This window comes from Edwardsiella anguillarum ET080813 (assembly GCF_000264765.2).
GTDB lineage: Bacteria > Pseudomonadota > Gammaproteobacteria > Enterobacterales > Enterobacteriaceae > Edwardsiella > Edwardsiella anguillarum.
On sequence record NZ_CP006664.1, the window covers coordinates 3,775,789 to 3,795,494 of the forward strand.

Sequence of the window (19,706 nt, forward strand, 5' to 3'; positions counted from 1 at the left end):
CGATCGCGGGCACACAGCATACTTCCGGTCAGATCGTTCTGCTTTTTTATTATTAATCGGAGTCTCTCCGGAGTAATTATTCCATGTTAAAACGCGTATTCGTTACGGGAACCGACACCGAGGTGGGTAAAACGGTGGCCTCCCGTGCGTTATTACAAGCTATTCAGGCGGCGGGGCACAGCGCGGTGGGGTATAAACCTATCGCCGTAGGCAGCGATGAGACCCCGCAGGGATTACGCAATCGGGATGCCGTCACGCTGCTCGAGGCCTCTTCCATGGCGCTCAGCTATGACGAGGTTAATCCTGTCACCCTGCGCGAAGAGATAGCCAATGCCTATACCGGCGAGGCGCTGGACTATGGCGCCATGAGCCGTGGGCTGCAGCATCTGAGCGTGAAGGCGCAGCATGTCGTGGTGCAGGGAACCGGCGGCTGGCGGGTATTGATGCAGGATTTGCGTCCGCTCTCTGAATGGGTTGTGCAGGAGCAACTCCCGGTGATCCTGGTGGTGGGGATTAAGCTGGGCTGTATCAGCCATGCCATACTGACCGCTCAGGCCATTATTAATGATGGCCTTCCGTTTGTCGGCTGGATTGCGAACCGGATTAACCCCGGCCTGTCGCATTATGCTGAGACCATTGATGCTCTGCGGCAGAAACTGCCGGCGCCGCAGCTGGGAGAGATCCCCTATCTGTACCGTCCAGAGGAAAAAGCGCTGGCGCGCTATATCGATTTGTCTGCGCTGGTCTGACGCCGCGTAAGGACACGATTTTGTGACTGAAACGGGCGTGCACAGTGCACGCCCGTTTGCTTTTCGGTCAACGGTTATGGATGGGCCGTCTCCCGCGGCGCCGTCGTTAGGCTCTCTGCGGCGGCGGCCGTGTTCATCGGATACGGCGTATAGACACCGTTCAGACTCTTCAGGAAGGCCACGATATCGTCGACATCGCTTTGCGGCAGGGTGACGCCGACCTGATAGCGCAGCATTTGCTTCACCGCCTCATCCAGCGTCTTCACATCGCCACGGTGGAAGTAGGGGCCGGTCAGCTCAACGTTACGCAGCGTCGGTACCTTCTGGCGCAGCTTATCGCGCAGATCCTGGGTCACGTTCATCCGGCCGATATCAGCGCTGGTCACTTCGCCAAACGGGTAGGCTTTGATCAACCCGAGGGGCTCATAAGACTCCCCGCCCATGGCGACGCCGGCGTGGCAGGTTGCACAGCGGTTATCCTTAAAGAGCTGATAGCCATGCTGCTGCTGGGCCGTGAGTGCGCTGCTGTCGCCGCGCAGATAGCGATCAAACGCGGAGTTCGGCGTAATCAGGGTCCTTTCAAACTCGGCGATGGCGTCAGTGATGGTTTTTCCGCTGAACCCCTGCGGATACACCTTGAGAAACTCCTGCTTAAACGCCTGATCCTGATTCAGCTTACCGATGATTTGTTCCCACGACGTGGACGCCATCTCGATCGGGTTCAGCGGTGGCCCTCCGGCCTGATCCTGCAGGGTTGCCGCGCGGCCATCCCAGAACTGGGCGATGTTGAACACAGAGTTAAACACCGTCGGCGCGTTGATGGGGCCAACCTGGTCATCGACGCCCAGCGATGTTTTCCGCCCATCGACGCCGCCGGCACCCAGCTGGTGACAGTGGGCGCAGGCCACGGTGTCATTGCCGGATAGACGCGGATCGTGGTACAGACGGAATCCCAGCGCAACTTTTTCGGCGTTGACCGGTAAGGACTCGGGGATCGGCTGTATCGGCTCATTGCGCAGTGAGGGTGCCATATCTGGCGTTGTGTAATATTTTTGCCGCTGCTCATTCACCCACTTCAGCAGGGTATCGCGATCGGCCTGTGACATCCTGCCGGCCCAGTGCATCGCGGTATAGCGGGTGGGCGGCATGGTTTGATGCTGAACCACCCACTCCAGCTTATTGAGATCCGTCAGGGTCGGCGGTTGGCCGCTGGCGGTTTTCCACGGGGAGGGCTTCAGCAGACTTTCGCGCAGGGGGGTCAGGTTGAACGCCTTATATCCCTGATACATGTCATACTCCATTAGCTGCTTCACGCCGGGAACACTGGCATAAAACGGCAAATTCGCCGACGGCGTATGGCAGTAGTCACAGCCCTTTTCGCTCAGGATCCCCAATACCTGAGCATTAAGCGGTGAGCTTGCCGGTTCACTCGGTACGGTATTACGCTGTTTGTCATGATTATAGACATAGCCGACCAACCCTAAGTAGCAGGCGATACCGACAATGACGATGCCTCCCACCCATTTCGTTATTTTTTTCATTGTTACAGAACTCCTTTTGAGAGTGTCAATACGGCTGCGGAGGCAGCCGACAAATATCGGCGAACCGACGCGACCATAGTGCAGGGTGGTCTCGCAGCGATATTTGATAAGTGTCAACGATAGATGCAGGGACGGCCTATCATTAAGATAGGAACCGACAATTAATGATGTTTTTTTAGATGCATATACTGCCTTTCAGGCAGGATTCGGCGATAAGTTTGTATATTACATGGCAATATTATCTTTTCCTGACAGATGATCTTTACCCAGCGCGCAACCGCCGTCGTCTGGACGGCGGTGTGGCGATAGACCCCGGCGCTGACGCCGCGGTGATCGCATCGTCAGTAAACGCCGACTTATTATGGCATTAGTTGGATAAAGAGATTACGCCGATAATGAATTCCTTTTCACCGTACTTAATTGCATTATGATGTTCGCCGTTGATATAGGTCTGCATGGTGATCGCCAACAATAGCGCATCAGTTTTGAAATGCATGAATTTATTTAATTTATGAATTATTGGGGAGATATTAAATAGACGCTAACATAGAGACAAATTACCAATCAGCCCCACACTTTTTATTAAGATAGTGGAAGTTGTTATGGGTGCAATTACAGTATTAAAACACTGGATTGTTACTGCACCTGCAGGCAAAACCTGATCGTTGGCGATGATGTCAAAGGTCAGGTTTTTTTTGTTTTGTCGCCGTGGCCGACCTATCGACAGCGGCGGGAGAGCGCTCGGGGGGATGATGCGCATATTGCCAACATCCTGAATAATAATGTGATACTGGCGTTGGATAGCCGGCAACGCGAGCTGGTGATGATGGGGCGAGGCCTTGCTTTTCATCAGTGCGTAGGGGATATCCTGGATGAGGGTAGAATAGAGAAAATATTTACACTTCAATGTAATAGATTAAACTGTCGATCTCATGACATGATTCTACACCTTCCCCTGGATGCTATAGCCACCTGCGAGCGCATTATTTTATCGGCTTATACTGGCGCAGGTCGGGCTCGCCAGCGCATTGGCGGAGTACTGCTATTGCGCCATTGAGCGACATCGCCGAGGGGCTGTTATTCACAATGAACTTTTACGGGAATGCTGCGGAAAGACGTAGGAAAGGAAAGTAAGTAGGAATCGCCTTATCTCTCCATGCTAGTATAGCCGCAGGATTTTCGACGACATAGGCCCTATGAGTACGGATACGACATCGATAAGCCCGAAGCGGGTACTGGTCTTGGCAGCCTGCATGCTTGCCACCTTCATGGCGGCGATTGAGGTAACGATTGTCTCTACCGCCATGCCAACCATCATTGCCGATTTGGGCGGTTTCTCCCTGCTGGGATGGGTGTTTGCCGCCTATTTGCTGACGCAGGCGATCTCTATTCCTATCTATGGGCGGTTAGCGGATCTGCATGGCCGCAAGCGGATGTTTTATATCGGCGCCTCGCTGTTCCTTTTGGGCTCTGTGCTCTGCGGCTTTGCCCACAGCATGCTGTGGCTGATCGCGTTCCGCGCGCTGCAGGGGGCTGGCGCTGGCGCGATTACACCGATCGCGGTCACCATTATTGCCGATGTCTATGGCCCCCTTGAGCGTCCCCGTATTCAGGGCTATCTCTCCAGCGTCTGGGGCGTATCGGCGATCGTCGGGCCGTTGATGGGGGCATTTATCGTCCAGCATTTCCACTGGTCCCTGGTCTTTTGGATCAATTTGCCCATTGGCTGCTGCGCGATGTATCTGCTATGGCGTTATTTTCCCGAACAGCGACATCCGCGGCGCCATGCGCTGGATCTGGCCGGAACCGCCTGGCTCGCCATCGGCATCAGCGCGCTGTTGCTGTCACTGCTTCAGGCCGAGTGGCTGGGGTGGTGGGTGCTGCTGCTACTGGCCATCGCCGTGCTGAGTGGTTTTTTACTGTGGCGTCAGGAGCTGCGCGCGACAGAGCCCCTGTTTCCGGCCGTACTCTGGCGCCAGCGCATTATGGTGGCCGGCAACATCGGCGGGCTGGTCGTGGGGGCCGCCATGATGGGCGTCGCCGCATTTTTACCCACCTATGTGCAGGGCGTCATGGGATATTCGGCCCTGGAGGCCGGTACGACGCTGGCCCTCATGTCGATAGGCTGGCCTATCGCGAGCACGCTCAGCGGCCGGCTGATGGCCCATACGTCATACCGGACCACGGCGTTGCTGGGCGCCCTGTTGCTGATCGCGGGAAGCCTGTGTCTGCTGTGGCAGACTCCACAGGGGAGCCTGTGGTGGGGGCGAGTTTCGGCCTTTATCATCGGCGCGGCGATGGGAATGACCAATACCACCTTCCTGGTCTCCGTCCAGAACAGCGCGCCGCATTCCATGCGCGGTATTGCGACGGCCTGCACGGTGTTTACCCGTATGCTGGGCTCTGCGCTGGGCACCGCCGTGCTTGGTGCGACGCTCAACCTGAATCTGGCCTGGCGCCTACCGCAGGTGAGCGATCCGGTACAGCGGCTGATGACCCTGCGTACTCAGCCGGCGGCAGAGGAGGTCGGCGCGCTGTTGGCGCCGGTCGCGGCGTCGCTGCATGCGGTGTTTATTGCGGCGGCGCTATTGGCGTGGCTGGCCCTGTTGGCGGCATGGCTGATCCCGGCGGGGGCGGGGCTGCGCGAGCGGATTGAAGAGATCGGGGATAATAAGTAGTCCAGGCCGCCGACGGCGGCCTGGGCGTTTAGCGTGGATTCACATGGGCGCCTGGCTCGGCGCCGTCGGTACGGATATAGACAATTTTCTGAGTGTCGTTACCGCAGTGACCCACAACTTGACCGCCTGCCTGCTGTACCTGATCGTTGGGGACGATCTCTAGCGTAAAGGCCTCCTGGGGGACACCGTTGGCCACGATCTTCTGGCTAATCTCATCCCGAATGCTTTCGCAGGAGGAGGCGGCGGCATAAGAGAACAACGGCGCCAGGAGCAGGGCGGACAATAAGATAGGTTTATGCATAGGATACCTGTCAGTTAGGGTGTTAACGGACGCCCGCTCTGGCGATCCAGGCAGCGGCGCGTCTCTGGCTCCCAGTAGGCGTTGACGTTCAGACTGCGCTCACAGCGCTCTCGCTGCTCGATGGCCCGATCGGCCTTATCAAACTCTTTCTCAACGTGGCTGTTGACCTTGTTACGCAACGGGCGGGTTTGATCCCATTGCTCCCGCTGTTCACGCGCCTGTTCTTTGGTCAGCGAGTTGTCTTGTCCACCGCTGGAGCCAAAGACGCAGGTGCTACCGGCCTCGCAGCTGGCGGCCTGCGCGGCGCTGTGCCAACCGACGCCGCCGAGCAGTAGCAGCAGGGGAATCAAACGGACGAGTCGATGTCGTTTCTCTATCTTCACAGTGTTGTCCTCAGCGAAATGCACTCTTCAGACCGCGCAGAGCGTCATTGATTCAATCTGCCATGATTTTCTCTATGACGCCATAGCCGTAATCGGCGAATGCCTATTCGCCGCGATAGATCGCCAGAGGTGAGAACGACTGGGAGACTGGCATCATCTCCATCGTATTGATGTTGACGTGAGGGGGCAGCGTGGCCACCCAGAACACCGCCTCGGCGATATCGTCGGCGGTTAGAGCGTGCGCGTCTTGATAGGTACGGGTGACGCGCTGCTCGTCGCCTTTAAAGCGGACGCTGGAGAATTCGGTACCGCCAACCAGACCGGGCTCAATGTCGCTCACCCGGATTCGGGTTCCGTGCAGATCGGCCCGCAGACCAAGACTGAACTGGCGGACAAAGGCCTTGGTTGCGCCATAGACATTGCCGCCGGCGTAGGGCCAGCTGCCCGCCGTTGAACCGATATTGATGATATGACCCGCGTTGCGGGCGACCATTTCAGGCAGCAGGGCACGGGTCATGTTCACTACGCCTTTGACGTTGGTGTCGATCATGGTTTCCCAGTCATCGATATCCGCCCGATGGGCGGGCTCCAGCCCCAGAGCGAGACCGGCGTTATTGACCAGCAGATCGACGGTGCGCTGCGCCGGCGTCAGGTGCGCGATCGCATCCTGGATCGCGGCCCGATTACGGACATCCAGCTGAACGACCGTTAGCGCGTCGCCCAGCTCATCCCGCAGCGCCTCCAGCCGTTCTAGGCGCCGTCCGGCGGCGATGACGTGATGGCCATGACGGATAAACTTACGGGCGATTGCAGCGCCAAACCCGGCGCTAGCACCGGTAATGAAAACGTTCATACTCACTCCCTCGCGTGTGGATAAATTCGGCGCGCCTTTACAACGTTTCACAACCGTCGGCGTTACGCACCCTATTGGAACACTGCCTATCAGAATGCCAGAATTATCCTAATATGTAATCATGATAATAATTCGATACAGTTCATATTTTAAGATTCTATGGTTTTTATTCGTAATATACTATCTGTCTTATTAAAATCGAGATATTCTTAGCAGGGATTTACGTTACTACGTATAAACATGCGACATATTAAGGACTATGCAAGATGCATGAAAAACCAGTAAACCATGTCAATGATGAGATCGATCTGCTTGATATCATTAGGCAGCTATGGCAAGGGAAAGTGATTGTTTTTTGTGTTTCAATCGTGTTTCTCGCTATCGCAGGCATTTATATCATGTTAGCTACGCCAAAATGGACGGCGGAGTCAACGCTTTCGAAGCCTTATCTTAACCAGTTGGCAAATTATCCCGCGGGGGTCATGTTGAGCCAGGCCTGGCCGATGAATGAGGGGGATAACACTCCTGCCATCGATGGTGAAAAAACAACCAGCAATGTATTTAATACCTTTGTCGCCACGGCCAGTGCCCAAATTCTCTCAGGTATCAACATCAGCATTCGCCCCGGCGCCACCGCCGATACATATATTATCTCCTCAACGGCAAACGATCCGGCATCGGCAAAGGAGAATTTGCAATCGGCCTTAATGTCGCTGCGTGATGAGACTCGTAAGCAGCTGGATGCGTCGATGTACAGCTCGCTGCGTGAACGAGCTAATAGCCTGAAAATACAGATGCAAGCTCAGGAGAATAGCGCCAAGGCCCAGCGAGACTACCGTGTTAGCGTGTTGAAAAATGCGTTGCAGTTAGCGCATCAGATGAATATTCAACAGACCAAGCTTAACCCTGTATCCGGAGAAATATCTGACGACATGCTATTTATGCTTGGTGTCCCAATCTTAAATACAATGATTGAGCATGAAAAAAACTTGCCGCTTAAGTTTAATGCCAGTTATTTTGATATGCAGGAGATGTTCGCTTCGATTAATGGTTTTAAGCTAACTGGCGACAACCTATCCATATTTAATGCGACAAATATCTCCGTGGATAAAGTCGGGCAAAAGCGCGCTTTGATTTTGGTTTTATCCTTATTGCTTGGCGTAATTTTAAGCTGTGGATATATTTTGCTGAGAAACGCACTGCGCAGCGCTAACAAGTAAGAGCTATTCTTAAAGGCATGTGCATCGCTTGGCATGCCTTTTTTCTTTATACCGATGAAGCCTCCGTTCCCCGTTCCGGTTTCCCCCGGCAATTATTTATCAGCATAGTAATGTCTACCCGATCCATTTGCTCTGGGCGCAGATAGCGCTTAGCGTAGTTCAGGTAGACACCGCTTTGTAGAAACAGGCAAAATACATCGACATCAATGTGCGCCCTACGGCACATCTCACCCATGATCGCGAGCGTCTGCGATAGCGTCTTGGCCGGCTTATAGGGGCGATCGCTGGCGGTTAGCGCCTCAAAAATATCGGCAACGGCCATAATACAGGCCTGTATCGACATCTGGCTGCGGATCAGCCCTCGGGGGTAGCCGGAGCCGTCGATATGTTCGTGATGGCTGCCGGCAATATCGGGAACCTGCTGCAGGTGGCGAGGAAAGCTAAGCTGATTCAGCATGAGGATCGTCTGAATAATGTGTTCATTGATCTTAAAGCGCTCCTCGTGAGTTAAGGTTCCGTGCGCGATCGTCAGATTATGCAGCTCACCGCGATGATACTGATACTGCGGTATATCCATGGTAAATCCCTGCTGGCGATAGGCCTCAAGCGGCTCGTTGCCGTGGCGCGGCAGGAGATGCTCCGCTCTGTCGGCCAGCAGCAGTTCATTCACCGGCAGCGGCGACTCTGGCGTCGCCTGTCTGCGCTGCATCTCATCGGCGGAGAGGCCGATTCTATCGGAAAGGGTGCGGGTCCAGGTTCGCAGGGCGATGGTACGCAGGCGCTCAATCGCGTCCGGTGACAGGGATTCGCTGCCGCGATTACAGATGGCGACAAAGGCAAACTCCTCATCCAGCTGTGATTTTAGCGTATCGCGCACGTGCGCCAGCATCGTCGGATCGTCGCCTTCCGCCATGCCTTGCCAGTAGGCGACGTCAGCATCCCGCTTTAGCAGCTCAAAGCGCATACGGACCTCATGAATACGGTCATACAGGGTCTCCAGCTTGGTGGCCTTTTCCATCACGAAGTCCGGCGTCGTCACCTTGCCGCAGTCGTGTAGCCAAGCGGCAATGCGCAGCGCCTCCCACTCGTCGTCAGAGAGGGAGAAGTCAGCAAAGGGCCCCTGTTTTTGGTCACAGGCCGCCTGCGCCAGCAGCTTGGCCAGCACGGGCACCCGCTGGCAATGCTCGCCGGTATGTGGGCTTTTCGCATCGATGGCGCCGGCGATGATCCGAATAAAATCCTCCAGCAGACGCTTTTGCTCATCCAGCAGACGCTGGGTATTCAGCGCGACGGCGGCCGTTCCGGCCAGCGCCTGGGCGAAGGCCAGCATGCGCGATGAAACGGGAAAGTGCTGATGATCGATGAACAGGATCAGCTGCCCCAGGAGTTCTTGATCGGCATTTCTCAGGGGAAGCAGCAGGAGGGTCAGCGGTCGGATCACCGGTGGGAAAGCCGGGAAGGCCGCCGCCAGCGTCGGCGGATCAATGGTACGCCGGATGAGCTGCTGCTGCTGCATCCGTTGGAGCAGACTCATCCCGGCGGTAGAAACCCAGGTATGACGTTTATCGATTGTCGTGGTCGTATCCAGCCAGCGTGACTGAACCGGGTGCAGCCCTCCCTGTTGGGATAGCAGGATTAATCCTCCCATCGCATGGGTCTGGCTGGTCATTTCACCAAGGATCCGCGCCAGCAGTACGGGCTGGTGACGCTCACCGACCAATGCCTGAGAGATCGCCATAAAGTGGTCGATGCTCTCTTTCATTTTTCCGAACGCTTTTGCCAGTCGGTAAATTTCAACGATGTTACTCTGGACATTGACCGGCTCATCAAAACGGAACTCTTCGATTTTCTTAACTTCATCAACCAGCTGATTCAACGGCTTGGATGCGCGGTGCGCCAGCCATATCGCACCGATCAGCCCCAGCCCCAGGATCAGCAGCGAGATCCGCAGCATTCGGCCGACGTCCTGCCGGGCGCTGGCCATCAGCTCCGCCGTGGGCGAGGCCATCAGCAGGCGTAGCGTCTCTCCCCCCAGCACCTTAAAGGTAAAGAGCATCCCCTCCCAGCGTTCACCGTTGGCAAGATCCAGCGAGACGGGCTGTAAGGGCGGCATCCGGCTAAGCTGGGCCAGCGGGAGCAGCTGCGGGTTGTCAGTATCGGCCAACGTAGGCAGGTGGGCAATGCCCTGGCCGTTGGTCAGTAGCCCCGGCAGGCCCAGATCGCTGGCGAGGATCTGTCCCTGTGCGTTAAGGAGAACCAGGTGGCTGTTGGGCGTAATGCGGGCCGCCTGCAGCATGGCATCTAACCCATTAATCTGAATATCGCTTCCCGCGACGCCGGGGGCCTTGAGCATGCGTGCTGAGAGCGTGATCCCCAGCAGGCCACCGCTGGCAAAGCGGTATGGCGGGGTACCGTGCAGCGTGCCCGGGTCGGTGGCCATCTGATACCAGTTGCGCGTGCGCGGATCAAAACGGTAGGCGGCAACGCCGCGCTGCTCCAGGAGGGTTAAATTATCATTATAAAACAGATAGTTTCCTGCTATGTTACCATCACCGCTCAGCGTTTGGCTCTGCACCATCCAGGCGGTTCCCGCCGGCGGATCGAACTGACGGATCATTTCGGCCGACGGAATATAGCGACGGACTAGAAAAAACGTACCGTTATCATAGCCGGTATAGAGCGCAGCTAATTTGGGGCTATTGCGTAATGCGGTGACATAGAACGGCAGATGCTGCAGGCGATCTGCCAATGGCTGCGTCGCCATCTCGTTGCGCTGGTTGGCCAGCAGCTCGACCAGCAGCGAGCCGCTGTGGTAGGCCTGTTCCATTTCATTAGCGGTTTCACTGACGACGCTGCGATAATGATTGTACGTCGTCCTCAGGAGCAGGCGGGTGCTGGCGTGATATTGATACCAGAGGATCAGGCAAGAGAAGACCAGTAGCAGCCCGACAAACAGGTAGGCAATATGCAAATAAAAGGGAATCGCGCGCGGAGGCTTCATGGTGATCCAGGCAACGGGTCAAGATTCAGTTAACTTAAGGATAGCACCCGGCGGTAAAGATGCCGGGCCTATCTGGATTAGCTGACTCAGTTACCTTTTAACGGCACGATCAGCGTATCAATGTTAATGGCGTCAATGGTGTTCTTAGCCACGGAAAGAAAGGAGACAAACTTCTGGGCAAACGCGCTGTTGTGATGCCCCAAAATCACCAAATCGATTTGCTGCTGCTGAATAAAGTCTTCCAGGGATGCAGAAAAATCATTGCTGATCATAATGGTAATTTCTGGACATGCGGCGCCAACGGTTTGCTGCAGTGCGGTGGCCTGATCTTCCAACTGAGAAAAGTAGGGTGAGTTTCCGCCGTCGTCACCCGGATCGATATCAAGCACGACATGCACCGGATGCAGCGTTGCCTGCAGGCATCCGCCCAGCTGAACGCCCTTGCTCAATAGCTGAATGTCCTCTTGGGATCCGGTTTTAAGGTCAAGTAGTACCAAAATATTTCTGTACATAATTGTTTCTCCTATTGGCCCTATTGTTAAATTTAGCCGTATTACTCGCGATCCGGTAACAAAAAATAACTGTTTAATGTATGGAAAATAGTCATAACGATTGGTTCCTGCGCAGGCGGATAAGCGGTGGGGGGCTAGAGACATTATTGCCGGCGCCTAAATGCGCCATGGCAATATATGGCGTATGCTGAAGCTGATAATTGCAACGTCATGCGTCGTTGCTGACGCCATTTCCCTCAGGTTACGAGGAGTTGAACAATGAAGCTCTCTTCTGTCTCTGCTGCTTCCCCATCGGCCGTTCCGCTAAGCCAGGATTCGTGTACCACGATCCTCATTGGCGCGGCGGCGACCCGCGACGGTTCACGTATTATTGCCCGCACCGAGGATCACGATCCGCTGCTGTCGAAGGTGCTGCTCAAGCATCCGCCGCAGGCGAATCAGCGCGGACTGTTCCACGCCAATGAAAATGCCTTTAGCTGGCCGCTACCCGAAACGGCGCAGGGCTATAGCGCATTTGCCAACGGTAAGCCCGGAAAAACGGCGGCGCAGATGACCTGGGGCGCCGCCGGATTTAATCAGCGCGGCGTCGGAATGAGCGCCACCGAGACGATTTTTGCCAGTGAACAGGCTCTGTTACACGATCCTTATCTGAGCGAGAGTGGGATCACCGAGGACAGCATTGTCGATATTGTTCTGCCCTATATCGACTCCGCACGGGAAGGAGTGTCTCGCCTGGGAAAAATGATCGAAGAGCAGGGCGCCGGCGAAGGGTTTGGCGTTGCCTTTATCGATCAGAATGAGATTTGGTATCTGGAGACCGGCAGTGCGCACCAGTGGCTGGCCGCTAAACTGGCGCCGCACTGCTATTTTGTTACCGGCAACCAGGGACGCCTGCGCGACTATGATCCCGACGACCGTGACGGCTATATGGCGTCGGCCTCGCTGATCGACTTTGCCCTTCAGCATGGGCTGTATGATCCCCAGCGCGATGGTCCATTCAATTTTGAGCGGGCCTATACGCGTCATGACGATCGCCTCGACGGCTATTACAACTACCCGCGGGTGTATGCCCTGCAGCAGTTATATCGCCCCGATCCGGACAGAACGCTGCAGCAGCCGCAACGGTTTGCGGTCTTCGAAGCGCCCAGCGATGCGCTGGATGTGGAGTCGGTTAAGCGAGGGCTGCGCAACACATACGATAATCTGGGGAGACAGCCCTATGCGGATACGCCGGACTATACCTGGCGGCCGATCTCCCTGTTCCGCACCCAACAGTCCCATATCCTGCAATCGCGCAGCGGTTTGCCGCGCGCGCTGAGCGATGTGATATATCTATCCTACGGTATGCCCAGTATCTCGCTCTATATTCCGTTTTATCCCAACGCCGGGGGCGATGTGCCGGCCGCCTATGGCGAGGTTACCGCCGGGGAGGCCGATACATTCTCGGCGCAGTGGCAGTTTCGCAAGCTGCAGACGCTGATTATGGTGAACTACTATCGCTATGCGCCGAGCGTTCAGCAGGCGTATCAACGGTTGGAATCACGCTTTAGCGATCTGCAGCAGGCGATGGAGTCTGAATATATCAAAATTTATCAAGAGGATATAGCTGAGGCTGACCGTCTGCTTCAACGCTTCGGTGAGCAGGTGTTTGCGGAGGCGCTAGAGACGACGCAGACGCTAACCAACCAGCTGTTTACCCAGCTGGCGCAGGATGTTAACGCGAAATACCTGTTCGCCGGCGCCTAGATAGGCGCTATCTCGCCGGTGCGCCGCTAAACGTGAGTCAAATAGTGACGTTGTCACGTATTGTCTGCTGCGGCGCTGCCATCAGGGCAGATCCTCGATGGCTGTAATGGAAGAGAGGGGCTTTTCGTTGTGTCACTCATCTTAGCCGTTGGCGTTTACGCAGACGACAGGGTCGACGTGCGTCATCAGACACAGTACCGGATGTTCTGCCATAACCCTGCGCTCCGCCTCGCTGGCGATATGATGTCCTGCGGTGATGCTAATCCGGCCATCGATTTCCAGATGGACATCGACCAGGATCAGATCGCCGCTTTTGCGGGTTTTCAGCGCATGCAGTCCGATGACCCCGGGGGTAGATAAAATGGCCCGTCGGATGGCATCGTTCTGCTCCGCGTCGGCGGCCCGATCGGTTAAATCATGCAGCGCATCCGCGCTAAAGCGCCACCCCATACGGCTCACGATTACCCCGACGATCAGCGCAGCGATGGGATCGAGTAATCCGAACCCCAGCAGATTTCCAGCGATCCCGATGGCGACAACCAACGATGAGGCCGCGTCCGAACGGGCATGCCAGGCGTTGGCGACCAGCATCCCAGAACCAACCCGGTGGGCAACGGCGAGCATGTAGCGAAAGAGTATCTCTTTCGCCAGCAGTGCAACAACCGCCACACCTAGCGCGACGTAGTGCACGCGGGGGATGGCCGCCGGATCGCTGAGCTTATTGATGGCTGAAACGATCATCCCAATACCGACGGCCAGCAGGAGTCCTCCCAGGATCAACGAGGCCGCATTCTCGTAGCGCCGATGTCCATAGTGATGATGCACATCCGGGGCCCGCTGACTACGCTGAACGGCGCAGAGGACGACAAAGTCCGCCGCCAAGTCGGATAACGAATGGAGACCGTCGGCGATCAGCCCCTGAGAGCCGGAGAAAACGCCGGCGACGATCTGAAACACCGTCAGAGCGATATTGACGACCACGCTGATCCAGGTGCTGCGTTTACTGGCCGCCTCACGGCTCTGATCCACGCTGGGGCCCCGGGAAAACGGCATGTGCTGCGGTTGACTCATGGCATAAAGCTCCTGGATTGGCGAAAGAGAGAAGAGGGCGAGGCCGCGCGTCCTCAGTCGAGATCCAGGCGCGGCTCATCCAGATGCTCCAGCATGCTGGCCACCATCCGGGAAATATGTGAGTCCGACACGAAGTAGAACACCTGTTTACCCTGGCGATCGGCCGTCACTATCCGGGCGGCGCGGAGAAGGCGCAGATGGTGGCTAACCAGCGATGGGCTGATATCCAGCGAAGCGGCAATATCACCGACGGCAATCGGATGCGCTCGACAGCAGAGCGTAATGCGTAGCCGGGTGGTATCCCCCAAGAGACGGAAAATATCTGCCAGCTCAGCGACGGTGCCTTCTGCGATAGTTAACATCATTAATACCAACACATGAATATGTGTTCATATGTTATTTCTAGTTGATAGCGTTGTCAATACGACGAATCATCAGGAGATGAGTTTTAGGGGGCAATTTGGATATCGAAAATTATGGTACGTTAAGACTGTTCTTTGACCTTCTCTGTTCAAAGTTTAGGATGCGCTAGGCGAAATGAGCAGGGGTTTATCCCTGTTTCCATTCCAGATTTCACGCAGCGACACCATTTTTAGCGAGGCGGTATGGCGAATTTTACGGCAATTTGACCGCGTAGTGAGCGTATCGCCAACGCTATGGCAAATAACGCCGATAAAATAGTCTGAGGTATCGCATTACATCACTCAGCGAGGGCGAATTGCGAAGTCCGGGTTAGCGTGGTCATCGAGAGCCAGGCTCGCGGCACTTATTTTATCGGCGTCGCGCAATTGCCGATGAGTGCGAGCGTATAAGGTGAACCGCGGGAGTAGGGAAGCGCTGCCGGGCTATAAGCTAGCCTGCGATCTTTTCACCGTGCCGGCCTCGATATATTTCAGTGGATTAACTCGGCGTCTTCATGCCGTCTGAGTGTTACCCTGAGCCGGACTGAATCATGAGATACCTGACGGATTGCTTACCAAGGAGCATACCGTGAATTTGCATTCGCTTTTCTTATGCCTGCCCAGATCTGACATCTTGGGGCCGAAGGATGCTTACGCCAGGTGGTTCAGGCTGACACTAGCATTCGGCTGATAGAACAGCAGTAGCCAGCGGCAATGACTGGCTCGGGTAATATCGAGTCTCTTACCGAGACTCTCGTGCAGCCTTGCGAGAACCTGAATGGCGCGTGATGACATCCTGAAGGATCTTGAAGCGGTGCTTGTTTTCACTGAGAACATCCCGGCGTCACAGGCATCGCCATCGCAAACGCCTTATCAGGAGCAGAGGTCCGTTGAATAGGAATACCGGTTTGAAGACGTCCGCGTATTGGTATTGAGCTGCAGCAACTTTAGTTCGCATAATGTATATTATGTTAAATTGCGAATGAACAGAGAAATGGGGAGTGTTCTCATCGAATACGTACCGTTGTTGCCTCGCCATATTGACACCTCCCCTGCGGCGTTAATCTTCCCGACGCGCATAATGATCCGACCAGCCTTTTACATCGTTATCGCTGCGGCGGCGCATATCGCGACAGCCGCAGCCTCTTTCTTTCGCCGTATCATTGCTATCGCTGCGGCCGCATCTTTTCCGCTGAGTCCGCAACGAATGAGATGGCATTCTGCAGCGTGTTATCGTGGTGACGTCTCTCGTCATCCCCGTCCCCCCGGCAACATGCCTCGTCGCAGAGATCACCCGTCGTTATCGCGGCCGATTGTTCCGCTCAAGGTTTCCCTCTGGTTTCCTCGCTACGCAACGCATTTGCCGGCGGCTCCATAACACCGCATTTTATGATGCGCCGTTCACAGCCGATATTCCTAGGCATCAGATAAATGTTCTGACAGTGCCCGCGTTGTCGGTCGCGCAGTGGTCGATGCAGCCGCCCTGCGCGTTGGCGTCGCTACGTGAAATCTGCGCGTCGATTAACAGGATTACCCTGCTGATTTTTTCTAGCGACACCGCGCTTGCGCATAAAAAATGCAGCCGTCGGTTGTTTTGACGGCCGCATCGTATGATTTATACGCAGCGGATACAGCTCAGCGCGTTTTTAGTGCGCTGAGGCCGTTTCCGGCTGCAGCACCGGGTACCATCCCCAGCCTGGATCCCTATGGTTTTGCCCGCTCAGCGGCCAGTTGGGGCCAATGCCGTAGTCCCAGGCAGCCACCGGTGGCTGCGTTTCGCTCACCTGCCAGAGTTGAATGCCCTGAATGTTCAGCATGACAAAGGTGTAAGGTGACGAGCCTATTTTACCCACCTCGCTACCGCTTAGGGTGCCCAATACCGTGACCAGATGATGACGGTAGCTGACTGGATCGAGGAAGCGATCGCTACGGGCGATAAGCCTTCCTTGGTAATGCTGATCTAGCTGCGGTCTGGCAGCGCTGTTTAACGGCAGCACGGCAATCTCCAGCAACGTCTGTTTGGGCTGATTAATCACGTTGATGACCCGCCCACCCAGGCGAACCTGCTGACCCGTGTAGAGATTGGGCGTCATGCGGATCTGGTTAAAGTCTTTTTGCAGTATCGGGCTGTTGTTACCCTGTATATCGCCAGGAATGGCGGCGCACCCGCTGAGTATTAGCGGTGCACAGAGCGCAGCGGCGAATAGTGAATGTCGGCACTTCATCATGACTCTCCTTACGCAGTCACATTAACTATCATAGTTATCACTCAGTAAAAGAGATAGTTAAAGCATAGGAGTCGTGCGGGAACATTGCTTGTTATATTGTGGTAAAACGTCAGCGATGGTGAGAGATCTCGTGGATAGATAAAAAAAGAGAGGACGACTATTAGGCCGCCCTCTCGGTTGACGCGGTGTAAATAACGCGGGCTACATGCGGAACTGGCCCACGGTATCGGCCAGCTCACTCGCCTGCCCCTGCAGCGCGGCGGAGGCCGCGGTTGACTCCTCAACCAGGGCGGCGTTCTGCTGTACCATGGTATCCAGCTGGATCACCGCGCTGTTGATCTCACTGATGCCGCGGTTTTGCTCTTCAGCCGCATTGGTGATCTCCCCCATGATGGCGCTGACGGTGCCGACGCTGTTAACAATATCCGTCATCGTTTCACCGCTCTGGCGTACCTGGTGTGATCCGGAGGCGACGCTGGCTACGGTTGAGTCGATCAGATTTTTGATCTCTTTGGCTGCCTGGGCACTGCGCTGGGCCAGCGTTCTGACCTCGCCGGCGACAACGGCAAACCCACGCCCCTGCTCGCCGGCGCGGGCGGCTTCAACCGCGGCGTTGAGCGCCAGTATATTGGTTTGGAATGCAATGCCGTCGATGACTCCGGTGATGTCGCCGATTTTACCGGAGGCGACCTCAATCGAAGACATGGTTTCAATGACCTGTGAGATCATCTTGCCACCGCGCTGCGCTACCTGAACGGCTGAGCTAACGGCCTCATTGGCCTGCTGAGCGGAGGTCGCCGACTGCGCGACGGTTGACGAAATCTGCTCCAGCGCCGCCGAGGTCTGCTGCAGACTGGCCGCGGCTGACTCGGTTCGACTGGAGAGGTCCTCGTTGCCGGCGGCGATTTCCCGCGCGGCAATGCGAACCGATTCACTGGTACTGTGAATAGAAACCATCACCCGGGCCAGCTTATCAACAAACTGGTTAAATGCGCGGGCGATCTGCGAGACCTCATCTTTGCCCTGCACATCCAGTCGCTTGGTCAGATCCGCGTTGTTGCCGGCGCCGATGTTTTCCATCGCCTGGCGAATATGGAACAGCGGACGCAGCGCTCGACGCGTAACGATGCCGATCACCAGCGTGGCGAGCACGATCAGAACCAGCAGTGCAATGCAGGAGGCTAGCAGCAGTGAACGCATCCCGGCCGTGGCCTCTGTCTTATCCATGGCCACGACGGTATACCAGCTAGTTCCCGGGACCGGCATCGCCAGCAGCAGCACATCACGGCCGGAGACGATCGCCTCCACCGGTTTGCCGGAGGTTAACAGCTGGGTCAGGCTCAGGCCTGGCGCGATATTGGCCAGCGGCTTCAGCGTCAGCTGCTGATTGGGATGGGCAATAATGGTACCGTCAGCGTTGAGCAGCATGCCGAAGCTGTTTTCCGTGGGGCGGATGGATCGCACATTGGCAATTACTTTATCCATATGTACGTCGCCCTCGACGACGCCGCTGATCGGCGTGTCCTGCGGGCCGGGGGCGGCAAAGGTCACCACTAAGGTATGGGTATTCGCATCCATATAAGGCTCGGTGACGATCGGATGCCCCGCTTTTCTGGCATTGATAAACCAGGCGCGGGTCGTGGGATCGAACCCCGGGGGAATGCTTGAGGGGTCGGAAGAGATCTCCACCTTGTTGGAGTACCCCATATCCACGCTGATAAAGCCACCGGCGTCGGCTATCTGCTTTAATAGCGGCCGGGGATCGCTGTCTCCGACGTGGGGCGTCAGCGAGGCGATCAGCGCCGTATTGTTTTCGACCCACTGGCGTACGGTGGCGGTATGGCTGGCGGTTAAAGAACTGAGGGTATGTTGAATGGCTTCTGCATTGGAGTCGCTGGCAATGCGATAATTAATCAATGTATTGACACAAAGCGACGCCGCGACAATAACGCCAGTTGTCGCGAGGATCCGTGCCCGAATGGAATCGAACATAATAAGCCTGCCTGTGTAGTAAGTAAGACAAATTTTAAATGGTTAGCCTTACTGATAACGGCAGAATGACATTAAACTTGAGTGATTTTATCTAATGTAAAGAGTATCAGAGTGTTACTCATCGCGGGGAAAGAATATATAAGATTATTTTTACATTGCGCAACACTTGCCCATAGCGCCCCGGTCTCTGCGGCGTGGCTATGGGCAGGCGATGGTTAGCTTGCCAGGCGAGAGGTCCTGCGGCACAGTAGGCGATACTCTGACGGCGAGACGCGATACTGATTCTTGAAGATCTGACAGAATGTACTTTGGCTGGGATAGCCAAGTGCGTGGCTAATCTCCTTAATGCGCAGGTCCGTCTCTTCTAACTGCTGCAGCGAACGCTTGAGGCGTTCGAGACGAATATAGTTCGCCAGCGTCATCCCCATCGCCAGCTCAAATTCGCGGAGAAAATAAGAGCGAGAATAACCTGAAATCGCGACCACGTCAGCGCTTTTAATTCCAAGATGAACGTGGCTGGCAATCCAGAGCTTAATGGTTGAAAAACTTTTTAAAATAAACTTATCTCTAACCATAGTGCAATATCCTACCGTTTATGCGTGGCGTAGTGAAAGCTCAAAAATAACGGTTTCTGCCTGGCATGAAAAATTGAAATAGGCGTTAAGAACAAACTCCCCTTCTTTTTCAGCGATGTCGTGGGTAATGATGCAAGGGTACTCTTGCTGCGCGACGCGCTGGGCTTTAGCGGTTAACTGAGCCAGCTGTTTCTCGGCCTCATCACGGCTGGCGTAGGCTTGTGTAATGATGGTGGTGCAATTATCGTTATCGAGCACAGAGCCAATATCGATGGCACAGCCTTTGTTACTGCATTTATCGATGACGTCTTTCATCACATTGCCCTCATTATTATCAACTGTTTCTAGAGTAAAACAAATTAATAATTAACAAAAACGATTAATTATAATATATACAACCACTTTTACAGATAAATTAATTTATAAAAAAGGCCCGCCGCAGCGGACCTGATCCC

The 19,706-nt window shown here is 55.3% G+C and carries 18 protein-coding genes; 5 read left to right on the plus strand and 13 right to left on the minus strand.

The features are described 5' to 3' along the window. Positions 1 to 83 precede the first annotated feature (83 nt). Positions 84 to 749, plus strand: a complete 666-nt coding sequence (gene bioD, locus ETEE_RS16980) for a dethiobiotin synthase (RefSeq protein ID WP_034163430.1) — start codon at positions 84 to 86, stop codon at positions 747 to 749. Positions 750 to 823: 74 nt separating this feature from the next. On the opposite strand, the gene ETEE_RS16985 is transcribed toward bioD, so the two are convergent. Beyond that, positions 824 to 2,290 (minus strand): cytochrome-c peroxidase, encoded by a 1,467-nt coding sequence (locus tag ETEE_RS16985; protein WP_034163429.1) that lies wholly within the window; start codon positions 2,288 to 2,290, stop codon positions 824 to 826. A gap of 541 nt (positions 2,291 to 2,831) precedes the next feature. Further along, positions 2,832 to 3,140: a hypothetical protein gene (locus ETEE_RS22095; protein ID WP_192828382.1), complete on the minus strand. Its 309-nt coding sequence runs from the start codon at positions 3,138 to 3,140 to the stop codon at positions 2,832 to 2,834. Here ETEE_RS22095 and ETEE_RS20485 point away from each other — a divergent pair. Then, on the plus strand, positions 3,111 to 3,347 hold the full coding sequence (locus ETEE_RS20485; protein ID WP_330935802.1) for a CAT RNA binding domain-containing protein: 237 nt from the start codon (positions 3,111 to 3,113) through the stop codon (positions 3,345 to 3,347). The two genes, ETEE_RS22095 and ETEE_RS20485, sit on opposite strands and share 30 nt — an antisense overlap. Before the next feature lie 139 nt (positions 3,348 to 3,486). After that, positions 3,487 to 4,968 carry an MDR family MFS transporter gene (locus ETEE_RS16995; protein ID WP_034163427.1) on the plus strand — a complete coding sequence of 494 codons (1,482 nt, stop codon included), beginning with the start codon at positions 3,487 to 3,489 and terminating at the stop codon, positions 4,966 to 4,968. A 28-nt stretch (positions 4,969 to 4,996) separates the two neighbouring features. Here the strand turns inward: ETEE_RS16995 and ETEE_RS17000 are convergent, their stop codons facing one another. The 3 genes from ETEE_RS17000 to ydfG all read right to left on the minus strand — a co-directional run bounded on the left by ETEE_RS17000 (position 4,997) and on the right by ydfG (position 6,505). Next, positions 4,997 to 5,269 (minus strand): DUF1161 domain-containing protein, encoded by a 273-nt coding sequence (locus tag ETEE_RS17000; RefSeq protein ID WP_034163426.1) that lies wholly within the window; start codon positions 5,267 to 5,269, stop codon positions 4,997 to 4,999. Positions 5,270 to 5,283: 14 nt separating this feature from the next. Then, on the minus strand, positions 5,284 to 5,619 hold the full coding sequence (locus tag ETEE_RS17005) for a DUF1283 family protein (protein WP_081854131.1): 336 nt from the start codon (positions 5,617 to 5,619) through the stop codon (positions 5,284 to 5,286). A 136-nt stretch (positions 5,620 to 5,755) separates the two neighbouring features. Further along, positions 5,756 to 6,505, minus strand: coding sequence for a bifunctional NADP-dependent 3-hydroxy acid dehydrogenase/3-hydroxypropionate dehydrogenase YdfG (gene ydfG, locus ETEE_RS17010; RefSeq protein ID WP_034163424.1), 750 nt, complete (start codon positions 6,503 to 6,505; stop codon positions 5,756 to 5,758). Positions 6,506 to 6,771: 266 nt separating this feature from the next. On the opposite strand from ydfG, the gene wzzB reads away from it, so the two are divergent. Continuing rightward, the gene (wzzB, locus tag ETEE_RS17015) at positions 6,772 to 7,725 is read left to right on the plus strand and encodes an LPS O-antigen chain length determinant protein WzzB (RefSeq protein ID WP_034163423.1); all 954 of its coding nucleotides are present in this window, start codon (positions 6,772 to 6,774) and stop codon (positions 7,723 to 7,725) included. Between the two features lie 46 nt (positions 7,726 to 7,771). Here wzzB and ETEE_RS17020 read toward each other — a convergent pair whose 3' ends face one another. Both ETEE_RS17020 and ETEE_RS17025 read right to left on the minus strand, forming a co-directional pair. Further along, positions 7,772 to 10,726, minus strand: coding sequence for an HD domain-containing phosphohydrolase (locus ETEE_RS17020; protein ID WP_034163422.1), 2,955 nt, complete (start codon positions 10,724 to 10,726; stop codon positions 7,772 to 7,774). 86 nt (positions 10,727 to 10,812) lie between these two features. After that, entirely contained in the window at positions 10,813 to 11,238 is a 426-nt protein-coding gene (locus tag ETEE_RS17025) for a universal stress protein (RefSeq protein ID WP_034163421.1), read from the minus strand. Between the two features lie 258 nt (positions 11,239 to 11,496). On the opposite strand from ETEE_RS17025, the gene ETEE_RS17030 reads away from it, so the two are divergent. After that, positions 11,497 to 12,984: a C69 family dipeptidase gene (locus tag ETEE_RS17030; RefSeq protein ID WP_034163420.1), complete on the plus strand. Its 1,488-nt coding sequence runs from the start codon at positions 11,497 to 11,499 to the stop codon at positions 12,982 to 12,984. 141 nt (positions 12,985 to 13,125) lie between these two features. Here ETEE_RS17030 and ETEE_RS17035 read toward each other — a convergent pair whose 3' ends face one another. The 6 genes from ETEE_RS17035 to ETEE_RS17060 form a co-directional block, all read right to left on the minus strand. Then, positions 13,126 to 14,055 carry a cation diffusion facilitator family transporter gene (locus ETEE_RS17035; protein WP_034163419.1) on the minus strand — a complete coding sequence of 310 codons (930 nt, stop codon included), beginning with the start codon at positions 14,053 to 14,055 and terminating at the stop codon, positions 13,126 to 13,128. A gap of 53 nt (positions 14,056 to 14,108) precedes the next feature. Then, positions 14,109 to 14,420, minus strand: coding sequence for an ArsR/SmtB family transcription factor (locus ETEE_RS17040; protein WP_034163418.1), 312 nt, complete (start codon positions 14,418 to 14,420; stop codon positions 14,109 to 14,111). A 1,682-nt stretch (positions 14,421 to 16,102) separates the two neighbouring features. Continuing rightward, complete coding sequence (locus ETEE_RS17045; RefSeq protein WP_174434960.1) at positions 16,103 to 16,681, minus strand: Slp family lipoprotein; 579 nt, start codon at positions 16,679 to 16,681, stop codon at positions 16,103 to 16,105. A 204-nt stretch (positions 16,682 to 16,885) separates the two neighbouring features. Then, complete coding sequence (locus ETEE_RS17050; RefSeq protein ID WP_034163416.1) at positions 16,886 to 18,676, minus strand: methyl-accepting chemotaxis protein; 1,791 nt, start codon at positions 18,674 to 18,676, stop codon at positions 16,886 to 16,888. Positions 18,677 to 18,891: 215 nt separating this feature from the next. After that, on the minus strand, positions 18,892 to 19,251 hold the full coding sequence (locus tag ETEE_RS17055; protein ID WP_012848578.1) for a helix-turn-helix transcriptional regulator: 360 nt from the start codon (positions 19,249 to 19,251) through the stop codon (positions 18,892 to 18,894). 18 nt (positions 19,252 to 19,269) lie between these two features. Next, on the minus strand, positions 19,270 to 19,566 hold the full coding sequence (locus ETEE_RS17060; protein ID WP_034163415.1) for a DUF406 domain-containing protein: 297 nt from the start codon (positions 19,564 to 19,566) through the stop codon (positions 19,270 to 19,272). Positions 19,567 to 19,706: the final 140 nt, after the last annotated feature.

Excerpts from the sequence above, each read along its gene's own strand:
- bioD (WP_034163430.1), top strand. The coding sequence starts at position 84 with ATGTTAAAACGCGTATTCGTTACGGGAACCGACACCGAGGTGGGTAAA.
- ETEE_RS16985 (WP_034163429.1), bottom strand. The coding sequence starts at position 2,290 with ATGAAAAAAATAACGAAATGGGTGGGAGGCATCGTCATTGTCGGTATC.
- ETEE_RS22095 (WP_192828382.1), bottom strand. The coding sequence starts at position 3,140 with ATGAAAAGCAAGGCCTCGCCCCATCATCACCAGCTCGCGTTGCCGGCT.
- ETEE_RS16995 (WP_034163427.1), top strand. The coding sequence starts at position 3,487 with ATGAGTACGGATACGACATCGATAAGCCCGAAGCGGGTACTGGTCTTG.
- ETEE_RS17000 (WP_034163426.1), bottom strand. The coding sequence starts at position 5,269 with ATGCATAAACCTATCTTATTGTCCGCCCTGCTCCTGGCGCCGTTGTTC.
- ydfG (WP_034163424.1), bottom strand. The coding sequence starts at position 6,505 with ATGAACGTTTTCATTACCGGTGCTAGCGCCGGGTTTGGCGCTGCAATC.
- wzzB (WP_034163423.1), top strand. The coding sequence starts at position 6,772 with ATGCATGAAAAACCAGTAAACCATGTCAATGATGAGATCGATCTGCTT.
- ETEE_RS17020 (WP_034163422.1), bottom strand. The coding sequence starts at position 10,726 with ATGAAGCCTCCGCGCGCGATTCCCTTTTATTTGCATATTGCCTACCTG.
- ETEE_RS17025 (WP_034163421.1), bottom strand. The coding sequence starts at position 11,238 with ATGTACAGAAATATTTTGGTACTACTTGACCTTAAAACCGGATCCCAA.
- ETEE_RS17030 (WP_034163420.1), top strand. The coding sequence starts at position 11,497 with ATGAAGCTCTCTTCTGTCTCTGCTGCTTCCCCATCGGCCGTTCCGCTA.
- ETEE_RS17035 (WP_034163419.1), bottom strand. The coding sequence starts at position 14,055 with ATGAGTCAACCGCAGCACATGCCGTTTTCCCGGGGCCCCAGCGTGGAT.
- ETEE_RS17040 (WP_034163418.1), bottom strand. The coding sequence starts at position 14,420 with ATGATGTTAACTATCGCAGAAGGCACCGTCGCTGAGCTGGCAGATATT.
- ETEE_RS17045 (WP_174434960.1), bottom strand. The coding sequence starts at position 16,681 with ATGAAGTGCCGACATTCACTATTCGCCGCTGCGCTCTGTGCACCGCTA.
- ETEE_RS17050 (WP_034163416.1), bottom strand. The coding sequence starts at position 18,676 with ATGTTCGATTCCATTCGGGCACGGATCCTCGCGACAACTGGCGTTATT.
- ETEE_RS17055 (WP_012848578.1), bottom strand. The coding sequence starts at position 19,251 with ATGGTTAGAGATAAGTTTATTTTAAAAAGTTTTTCAACCATTAAGCTC.
- ETEE_RS17060 (WP_034163415.1), bottom strand. The coding sequence starts at position 19,566 with ATGAAAGACGTCATCGATAAATGCAGTAACAAAGGCTGTGCCATCGAT.